The following is a 587-nucleotide window of genomic DNA, read 5'->3' on the forward strand; positions in this document are numbered from 1 at the left end:
TTCATACCAAACCGCAGTATTACGGTTATAACAGCAGTAAAAATGAAAAACTGACATCAGGTGAAACCCCTGTAAACCATTTAGGAGACCTTGCTAAAACCGCGTACAGCCATAATGATAAAATCTATAAAACCCCGGCTCTTCAGGTGGCCCCTATCAAGGCGTCTACCCATTTGGATGTAGAAAACTCTCAGAAAAGCACTTCAGGAAGTGAAGCTGTGAGTGTATTTTCAGTATCCGGTTCTACAACCGTACCCTTTCTTCATCCGGGATGTGTGGTAGATATTCATATGAGAAAGCCTGATAGTAACGAGACTTCCTATTTTACCAAAGTAATGGTTACAGAAGCTGTACACGAAATCGATACCATCGGTCACTATAAAGGAACCTTCGAATCTATTGCTGCAGATACGGGATTTTTACCCAAGCCTGAATTTACGGTTCCGGTAGCCCAGCCTCAGATTGCCACAGTAATCGCGAATGCAGATCCTGAAGGCCAGGGAAGAGTACAGGTAAGGTTCGACTGGCAAATGAATGATACTACTCATTTTGTAAGAGTCATGACGCCTGATGCGGGAGGAACTGAT

General features: G+C 43.6%; 1 protein-coding gene. It reads left to right on the forward strand.

Going from position 1 to position 587, the window contains the following annotated elements; genetic code table 11:
• Nucleotides 1–587, forward strand: a 587-nt coding sequence (locus WH267_RS25055) for a phage baseplate assembly protein V (protein ID WP_340011711.1), incomplete at both ends; no start/stop codon positions are given.

Source organism: Chryseobacterium sp. MYb328 (genome assembly GCF_037572595.1).
GTDB classification, from domain to species: domain Bacteria; phylum Bacteroidota; class Bacteroidia; order Flavobacteriales; family Weeksellaceae; genus Chryseobacterium; species Chryseobacterium pennae.